A 6,885-nucleotide genomic window follows, 5' to 3' on the forward strand; every position below is an offset into this window, starting at 1 on the left:
CCGCGGCACCCGCAACCAGGGTGTCCTGCTCGTCAACGCCGCCAACCTCGCCCCGGCCTATTCCAGCGCGATCGGTCGCCGCGACGACGAGTTCGCCGTCGTCCGCGCCGGCCTGAACTACAAGTTCGGCTCGTACTAAGACCTCAAGAAGACGCTCCCGGCCTCCGGGCCGGGAGCGGTTTTCTGGATCGCGCGCGCAGGCCAGAACCCGCGCGCGCCATCCAAGCGAAATCCTCCCAAGCGAAATCCTCGCCTCGGCATCCCAGCCCGATCGGACTGGCCGCTCAGGTCGAGAAAAACCCCGGACGCCGATGGCGTCCGGGGTTTTGTCGTTTCGTGGACGAGGCCGGTCTGCCGGCCGGCTTGCGCCCTCACCCGCGCCAGGGCGACGTCCGGATCACGCGGCAAAAGTTTCCGGCGTGAAAATGCGGCTCCTTGTCGGCGATGACATCGGCCTTGACGTTGCCGAAGGTCGTGTCCGGCTTGTGCCGGATCCCCTCGTAGAACGCCTGGATGATGTCCTCCTTGAAATGCGGACTGCGCGGATGCGCCCGCACGACCGCCTCGCGCTCGGCGTCGCTGTAATGCGCGTAGGTGAGCCCGAGCACGTCCATCTCGACCCCGGCGGTGACCAGGGCGATGACGGGATGCATGTGCTGCGGGATGCCCGGGGTGGTGTGCAGCGCGATCGCGGCCCACACGGTGTCGATATCGGCCTGCGCGATGCCGTGGCCGCGCAGGAAATCCCGGGCCGCGTTGGCGCCGTCGACCTCGAAGCGCTCGCCCGCGCTGCTGTGCTGCGGGGTCAGCCCCATGTCGTGGAACATGGCGCCGACATAGAGCAGTTCCGGATCGTAGGGCAGGCCGCGCTGCTTCCCCGCCAGGGCTCCGAAGTAATAGACCCGGCTCGAATGGTGGAACAGCAGCGGCGATTCCGTATCCCGGACGCATTCGGTCACCGCCCGGGCGAGCGCGCTGTCGGGGATGGCGATGTCGCCGATCGGATGAGCCATGGGATTCTCTCCTTGCTGACCCGGACATTCTAAGCCTCCCGCCCGCGTCCGAAGTTGACGCAACACGTCTCGAACGGCCAAATCGCGCTTCCGACGGACACTATGGAGCGCACAATGGAGCGGAGACTGGTGATCGTCGCCGGGCCGGGCGTGCAGTTGCTCGACGTCTCCGGCCCGCTGGACGTGTTCGCGGAGGCGAACGTGCAGGCTGGGCGCGTCGTCTACCGGACCGAGATCGTGTCCACGGAGACCGGCCCGATCCGCACCTCGTCGGGCGCGCGGCTGCTCGCGGATCGGACCATCTTCGAGGCCGATGCCGGCGCCCTCGACACGCTGCTGGTGGCCGGATCGCCGGACGCGCCGCATCGGCGCCCGACCGTCGCCCTGCTCGACTGGCTGCGGCGCACGGCGCCGTCGGCCCGGCGCTTCGGGTCGGTCTGCACGGGGGCCTTCGCGCTTGCGGAAGCCGGGCTGCTGGACGGTCGACGGATCACCACGCATTGGGCCGCCGCCGATGCCTTGGCCCGGCGCTATCCGGCGGTTCGGGTCGAGCCCGACGCGATCCAGGTCCGCGACGGGCCGGTCTGCACCGCCGCCGGGGTGACCGCCGGCCTCGACCTCGCGGTGGCCCTGGTCGAGGAGGATCTCGGCCGGGCGGTAGCCCAGCGGGTTGCCGCGCAGCTCGTGATGTTCTTCAAGCGCCCCGGCGGCCAGATGCAGTTCAGCCGCAGCGGCGCGATCGAGCCCTCCGGCCGGGCCGTGCTCCAGGAGGTCCAGCGCTGGATCGCGGCCGCGCCCGCGGAGGACCACAGCGTCGCCCGGCTGGCGGACCGGGCCGGCCTCAGCCCCCGGCATTTCGCGCGCCTGTTCCGGAGCGAAGTCGGCATGACCCCGGCCGATTGGGTCGAAGCCGCCCGGGTCGCGGCGGCACGGCGCTGCCTGGAGGCGGAGGGCCTCCCGCCCAAGCAGGTCGCCGCCCGCACGGGCTTCGCCAACGCCGACACCCTGCGCCGGGCCTTCGTGCGCCACGTCGGCATTACCCCGGCGGAATTCCGGCGGCGGAACGGCGGGGGATAGCGGCGCCTATCCGCGGGCAATGAATGTCCCGCTGGCCAGTGCGGGAAGCACCTTGGCACCCTCTCAGAGCCTGTTTGACCGGTTTTTCCGATTCTCGATCTCATCCTGAGGTGGCGTAGCGCAGCGGAGCCCTCGAAGGAGACCTCCAGTTGGCCAGGCGATCCCTGGAGGGCTCCTTCGAGGCTGCTGCGCAGCACCTCAGGATGAGGGGACGATTGGGATACACCTCAGTCAGAACCGTCACGCGAATGCGATCACGCAGTCAAACTAGTTCTTAGACTCTCGAAGCCTGCTTCCAGGCCTGTGACCTAAGACTGTTGCGAGCGCGATGCGCACGCCGGAGTGTGTTTCACGGGAAACATCGGTGGCAGGCGGCAAAGGCAACCTGCCAATAGCTCAATAAGCCAAACATATGGGATGGCGACCCCGGTTGGGCTTGAACCAACGACCTGTCGCTTGGAAGGCACTGGAGAGATGTGTCGCAACATTTTCTATTCCGACAGGTTCATGGTTTGCTCCCACACGGAAAGGATTGGCGAATTTCATCTTGTTGGAATGGGCGACGCCCTCCGGCCTGCCGGGTACAGCCCTGCAAGATGCTGATCCCCATCCACGTGCAGCAATGCTCAACCGGCATCGCAATCGACGATGAAATGACCGAGTTCGAGGTCGGGGACCCATCCTGTCACCGTTGATCTCAAAACCTTCGCCAAGGTGCGCGCCCTACACGATCGCACCACCAACCCGCGCGAGAAGGCCTCGGCCGCCGCCCGGATGGAAACGCTCGCGGGCAAGGCTGGCATGACGGTAGACCAAGCCGTGTCCGAGTTGGACGACCCGCCGCCCGCCCAGCCGCGCAGCATCTTTGACGAGCTGTTTAATTAGCCCGAGTTCAGGGCTGAGATGGCCGAGCGGGAGCGGGCGCGCGTCATCAAGGCCGCGGCGATCGTGGCCCGCTACGGATCCGCAGACGCGGTGTTCACCGATAGCCTGATGGAAGCGGCATTGCGCGCGGCGTGTGAACCGCTCCTGGGGCCGGGCGAAACGTGGAACACGATCTATCGCTTCGACGGCTGGGGCAGCCTCGACCCAGGCCGTGACGCGCGCATGGCCGATGCCCGAGACCGTCGCAGCAGCCTGGGCCGAACTCCAATGCACGGATCGGTTGATCGGCGAGCGCTATACCCTCGACCGCTATTGCGACCCGCACCTGTTCTCGGAGGCCCGCCAACGCCTTGTTGAGGAGATCCTGAACACCGCCCCGGCGCGCTCGCTCAACGACCTCCGCGCCCGCGGCGCATGGCTGGATTTCTGGGCGAACGGCGACGTGAGCCAGAGCGACGCTGAGCACCGGACGGTTGTGGCGACGCTGCGCGCCGACATCGAGCGGATGGGCCCGCGGCTCCGCGAGCAAGATGTGGGCGCCACCGAGGGCTCAGATCCGAGCCATACCGGCCCTGTCCAACCTGGACAGCAAGGGGAGGCACAGTCTGCCGACCCTTCGCTAACTCCTTCTCGGGCAAGGGCTGAAAATTCAGCCAAAGGGTACGCATCAGGTGAGTACCCTTTGCGCGCCTTGGATCTAGAGATTGGGTTCTCGCTAGAATAGGCGGAAACTCTTGTCCAATCTGGACACGCTAAAGGGGGTAGAGTTTTGCGACCCCCACCGCGCCGGACCAACGCCGATAGCGACACGCCGTGGTCGCTCTACTCGGCCATGATCTCACGGATCGCGAGATCGCCCGCCGGGCCGGTGTCTCGCCCACAACCGTAGGCACGATCAGGAAAGCGAGCGCATGACAGCGACCCCCATCGCGACCGCCGCCGACGCGCTCCTCCAGGTCATCGTGAAGGGCGATCTGGAGCGTCGCCACGCGCCGAACCCCAAGGCGGCCCATGCCAGCTCCACGTCTTGGCACGAGGCGACGATGATTCCCCACTACGGCGAACTGGACCTGCCCGGCCTCACCACGGACCCGATCGGCACCGCGTGCCGGGCCGAGCTGCGCCGGATCGGTAACGTCATCCATGCAGCCGGCGGCTCCGACGCATTGGTCGCGGCGATGAATTCGCTCGCCGAGATGGACATGGCCCACGCCGACTGGCGCGCGATCGTATTAAAAAGCGTCTGGGCCGGGATTGGAGCCCGCGTGTCGTGAACGCGCCTGCAAACCTGCGACCTATTCCTCGCCTGCTGCTGGCTCGGTCTCCTGCGAGCAGCGCTTGAGGCTGTGCCTCACGATCGTCTTGGTGCGGTCGGCTGCGCGCTGCTCATTGGGCAGGGGCCGCATCTGCGGCCATCCATTCTCGCCGAGCCGCTTCCGACCGGCACATTCACTGGCTTTACGTTCGTTCTCGGACAGATTTGCGCTGCCGCTTTGGTCGTAGGCCATGGGGCCCTCCTGACTCTGAACCAACGCCCAGATGAGTCGGGGGTTCTAGAAGGCAGCGACGCAGCCGATGCCGATCGTTCAATCACGATGCAGGAAGTGGCCACATGACGCCCGGCGAGCGCGCCGCCTTCAACGCCGGTATCGAGGCTGCCCGCCAGATGGCGCTCACCGCAGCCGTGACGCTGGAGGTGCGAGACGACGCCCGCCAGGTCCGCCAGCAGGCCGCCGCGCTTCATGGTCTACCTGCCGGGCTCCACGCGGTATTCATCGCCTCGCCGGCCGGGACTGATCCCATGCACCGCGTCATGGCGACGATCGCGGCGGATCCGGCCGGCAGTGGCACCGTCGAGTGTCCGGACTGCAAAGGTCGGCTGGCTTGGGCGCGAAACAGCAGCAACGGCCATCTGCACGCACAATGCGAGCCCCCAGGCTGTCTGAAGTTGATGCAGTGAGCCCTTATACGCCCTGAAAAAGCGCACCCGCTGCGAGGACGGCAGCCTCTGCCCTCCTCGGGAGGCCGCAACAGTGTCCGTCCACGCAAGCCTCACGCTCTCCAGCAGGATGAGCCGTGCCGAAGAAGCCGCGCCTGACTGCTGACCAGCGTCGAACGCGCTACTTCACCGGAATAATTGAACCGGTGGAGCCCAAATTGTCCTCATCCCTTGAGAACGTCCTGCTCGAAGAGCTGCGCGACCTGACCGTCCGGGTGGACATCCTGCAGAGGACGCTAGGGACCGCCATCTCACTGATGAGCGAGAAGCAGCGCGAGACCATCATCGAAGCGCTCGCCCAGGGCTTGAAGATGACCGGCAGCGAGGACCCGCGCGGCATCACTGGCCCGGCCGTGAAGGAGTTGATGGATTACGCGCTGTTGCCCTCCTACGCGGCGGAGGGGCGGTCGGAGGACGCTTAAGGGCGCGGGTGGACATATAAACGGCGGGGCTCGTACCCCGCCGCAGATTCATCAAATCGTCTTCGGGAACGGCTCAAGCCGCCCGCCGGTTGGCACTACAGGCCCAGCATCTGGCTCGCCGAGCCTATGAACGTCATCACGAGGCCACAGGCGAGCGCGCCTATCATCACGTAAGAGAAGCCCTTCAAGAGCATCGTGGGCAGTCCTTCCGATTGGTGGCCTGGATCGGCGGCAGGACCGTTGAACTCCATTTGACGATGGGTGGAGGCCGAACGGTCGCACGCTGGTCGAGCGCAAATGCTGCGACGCGAGCCCCCAACTGAGCGGGTGCAGCAACGATCCCTCACGAAATCGCTACCAAGCTGGCTAAGATCATCCCGCGCCTCACGTCCGAGCATGCGGGCGCGGTGGTCAACTCGGTCTGCGCGATCAGTCGGACGCTGGTCAGCGCAGATCTCGACTGACATGCGCTCGCCAGGGTGATCGAGGCGGCGGGCGGCTTTCAGACCACGTCGTTCGATTAGTCATCCGGAGCGGCTTTGGGCCGATGCACCGGCAATCGCGCGTCCCCGACGGAGATAGAGGGCCGTGGGCAGGCCTCGGCCAGCGCATGAGGCTGCCGAGGTCTTGGGATCACATCTGCCTAGCAACGGCCGTCCATTGCCTTGCTCGGCACGATCACGCTTAGCGCCGGCTCGTCAAGCTGAAGACTGCGAACCCCGCCAGTACCGCCAAGCCCAAGGCGAGGGAGCGGTTGCCCTGAACGAAGTCGGCCGCCTGCTCTCCAGCCTGCCGGAGATCGTTGCCCAGAGGCGAGCCCGTCAGAATGCGCTCCGCTCGCGCATGGTTCTCCTCACGGGTGTTGATGGACACTTCGAACGCGTCGCCACGCCGATCGATCTCGATGCTGTTGCGGGCAAATCCTGCGCGGGCCAGCCGCGTCCGCGCCGATCGAGCGGCCTTGAGGGAGGGAAACGTCACTGAGGCTAGGGTGGTGTCCGACATGGATTCCTTCGCGGTGCGGGCCGAAACTCGTCGAGGCGATCGGGTTTCTCACGGGGCTAACCCCTGCCATCGCCATTGGGGTCCGAGGCGACGCTAGCGGCGTCCAGCACCAGGCAGTGGTGGCCGCGCTTCAGACTTTAGCCGAGGATGCGCGAGATCTGATGTTACGCGACGCGGTGCAGCCGCCCGAGTAGGGACAGCATCGCGCCATTTGATTTCCATTGATTGTTTTCAATGCCGAGGAGCACTGCCGAGCCGGATCCGTCAATGCCCCGTCAGGGAAGAGCGACGGCTCGCACGCTTAGGGGGTGGAAACCAACGTGGAAACCTCACGCATGTGCGGGCTAATACCAATCCTCATTGATCAGAACCCATGAGCCCAGGCGCGCAGTCCAATGGACATGATGCGCCAGGGTCGGTTGATGAGGGTATTCCAGGCCTCGCAGCAGTGGTCGAGGATGTCGGCGTAGGATTTGAAGACGCG

Annotated in this window: 8 protein-coding genes, 1 tRNA gene and 2 pseudogenes; 6 read left to right on the forward strand and 5 right to left on the reverse strand. The window is 66.0% G+C overall.

Translation table 11 applies throughout. The features are described 5' to 3' along the window. Positions 1-139, forward strand: a pseudogene (locus tag MKL20_RS25295) (porin family protein); the annotation flags it as partial. 232 nt (positions 140-371) lie between these two features. Here the strand turns inward: MKL20_RS25295 and MKL20_RS25300 are convergent. Beyond that, a complete protein-coding gene (locus MKL20_RS25300; RefSeq protein WP_243966219.1) occupies positions 372-1,013 on the reverse strand; it encodes an HD domain-containing protein in 642 nt (213 codons plus the stop codon). 114 nt (positions 1,014-1,127) lie between these two features. Here MKL20_RS25300 and MKL20_RS25305 point away from each other — a divergent pair, with 114 nt between their 5' ends. Then, positions 1,128-2,090, forward strand: a complete 963-nt coding sequence (locus MKL20_RS25305; RefSeq protein ID WP_244038978.1) for a GlxA family transcriptional regulator — start codon at positions 1,128-1,130, stop codon at positions 2,088-2,090. Positions 2,091-2,508: 418 nt separating this feature from the next. Here MKL20_RS25305 and MKL20_RS25310 read toward each other — a convergent pair. Next, positions 2,509-2,597, reverse strand: a tRNA-Leu gene (locus tag MKL20_RS25310). 607 nt (positions 2,598-3,204) lie between these two features. Here MKL20_RS25310 and MKL20_RS25315 point away from each other — a divergent pair. Next, positions 3,205-3,699 (forward strand): hypothetical protein, encoded by a 495-nt coding sequence (locus MKL20_RS25315; protein WP_244038979.1) that lies wholly within the window; start codon positions 3,205-3,207, stop codon positions 3,697-3,699. Between the two features lie 187 nt (positions 3,700-3,886). After that, complete coding sequence (locus tag MKL20_RS25320; protein WP_244038980.1) at positions 3,887-4,249, forward strand: hypothetical protein; 363 nt, start codon at positions 3,887-3,889, stop codon at positions 4,247-4,249. A 21-nt stretch (positions 4,250-4,270) separates the two neighbouring features. Here the strand turns inward: MKL20_RS25320 and MKL20_RS25325 are convergent, their stop codons facing one another. Continuing rightward, the gene (locus MKL20_RS25325; RefSeq protein ID WP_244038981.1) at positions 4,271-4,483 is read right to left on the reverse strand and encodes a hypothetical protein; all 213 of its coding nucleotides are present in this window, start codon (positions 4,481-4,483) and stop codon (positions 4,271-4,273) included. 104 nt (positions 4,484-4,587) lie between these two features. On the opposite strand from MKL20_RS25325, the gene MKL20_RS25330 reads away from it, so the two are divergent. After that, positions 4,588-4,935 carry a hypothetical protein gene (locus MKL20_RS25330; RefSeq protein WP_244038982.1) on the forward strand — a complete coding sequence of 116 codons (348 nt, stop codon included), beginning with the start codon at positions 4,588-4,590 and terminating at the stop codon, positions 4,933-4,935. 116 nt (positions 4,936-5,051) lie between these two features. Further along, on the forward strand, positions 5,052-5,396 hold the full coding sequence (locus MKL20_RS25335; RefSeq protein WP_244038983.1) for a hypothetical protein: 345 nt from the start codon (positions 5,052-5,054) through the stop codon (positions 5,394-5,396). Between the two features lie 684 nt (positions 5,397-6,080). Here MKL20_RS25335 and MKL20_RS25340 read toward each other — a convergent pair. Continuing rightward, entirely contained in the window at positions 6,081-6,401 is a 321-nt protein-coding gene (locus tag MKL20_RS25340) for a hypothetical protein (protein ID WP_243966227.1), read from the reverse strand. 364 nt (positions 6,402-6,765) lie between these two features. Beyond that, positions 6,766-6,885 (reverse strand): annotated as a pseudogene (locus MKL20_RS25345) (IS630 family transposase); the annotation flags it as partial.

This window comes from Methylobacterium sp. E-066 (genome assembly GCF_022829635.1).
Taxonomy (GTDB): domain Bacteria; phylum Pseudomonadota; class Alphaproteobacteria; order Rhizobiales; family Beijerinckiaceae; genus Methylobacterium.